The sequence below is a fragment of the Oleiphilus sp. HI0066 genome (genome assembly GCF_001635725.1).
The window spans coordinates 1-1,407 of record NZ_LWFH01000558.1; the positions used below are offsets into that span (position 1 = coordinate 1).

Sequence of the window (1,407 nt, forward strand, 5' to 3'; positions counted from 1 at the left end):
AAGTTTCCAGTTAGCGAGAGCTGTATGGTTTTCTTATTAGGCAGTATCCCAGAAAGGTCGAGATTATTTTCAAGTCCAATGAGTGATAGCATTTGACGTTCAGCGCTGATATTTGCTTTTGTTCTGAGGCTGTTGAAGTAGCGTGTCCCTTGTAGCTTGTCTTCATAAGTGAAGCTGAATTGAATAGGAAAATCCTCATCTAGTCTTGCATTATTCACTTCTAAGTCAAAGCTGTGAAGTGAGATATTCAGAGAGCTTTGCGCGTTTATGTAGTCCACTCGATAGTTTTGAATATGAATATGCTTTGCCAAAAATGGTATCGTCGCCAACTCTGTGCTTGTAGGTTTCAGATTTGTATTGTCGGTGGTGACAACTGAACTATCTGTTTTTTGTGACTCTTCATCGACCGGTTTACCGCCTTCAGTCAAAAGATCCCAATTACGATTTCCAGATTCGTCGACATACAGATGAATATGAGCGCCGTTTGAATAAATTCCGTTAATTTCAGGGGCGAGCTTGAGCAAGCTGAGCGTGTCTATCGATAGGTCGATCTGTGATACCTGAGTAAATACTTGCCCCTCTTGATCTAGAATACTGAGAGAGTCAAGGGTTACACCGAGAGGCCACCAAGAAAGCTTCAATTCCCCATCAATTTTTATAGTTAAACCGAAACGGTCCTTCGTACTGTTTTCGATGTCTCTTTTATAGTCATTAACATCAATACTGCTTAGAACAGTAATGATTGTAAGTACCAAGATAACGAAAATCGTAACTAATATTTTTAGTGCAAGCTTAAGCATGGCCAATGACTGTTGATAATTCGAGTCTAAATCTTAGTGAGTCGAATATATCCATTGGACTAACAGGAGTTTACGGTTTAGACATTTGCGCTTTATCTTCAAAGTGTTTGTCCACATTGATCAGTTAAAAAGCAAGTTTTGATCAGTCCTATGTATTTAAACTAGAGTAGAGTTACTAAGTTGAATAAAAATAAAACCTGTTAGGAATATCTATGCCAGTTCAAGTCCCTTTGTTGATAAACGGCGAGTTCGTTGAAAGCACAAGCCAAAACAAATTACCTGTATTAAATCCAGCAACCCAAGAAGTCCTTGCTGAAGTGCCATGCGNGTCTGAAGCTGAAATGGAGCTAGCTATTGAAGGCGCTAAACAAGCCTATAAAGCTTGGAAAAATACTGCAGTGACGGATCGTTCTCGTTTAATGTTTCGCTATCAACACCTATTAAAAGAGAAGCAGCGCGAGATAGCAGAAATCTTAGCGGTCGACACAGGTAAGAACATCGAAGATGCTATGGGCGATGTTTGGCGTGGAATAGAGGTCGTCGAGCAGGCGTGCAATATTCCTAGCTTAGTTATGGGGGAAACGGTTGAGAATGTTGCGCGAGAGGT

2 protein-coding genes are annotated in these 1,407 nt (G+C 40.5%); one reads left to right on the forward strand and one right to left on the reverse strand.

Going from position 1 to position 1,407, the window contains the following annotated elements; translation table 11 throughout:
• Window positions 1-800 (reverse strand): AsmA family protein (locus tag A3738_RS07570; protein ID WP_156504061.1); only part of this gene is annotated, 800 nt, incomplete at its 3' end.
• A gap of 212 nt (window positions 801-1,012) precedes the next feature.
• Between A3738_RS07570 and A3738_RS07575 the strand changes: the two genes are divergently transcribed.
• On the forward strand, window positions 1,013-1,407 hold a 395-nt coding region (locus A3738_RS07575), incomplete at its 3' end, for an aldehyde dehydrogenase family protein (protein WP_156504062.1).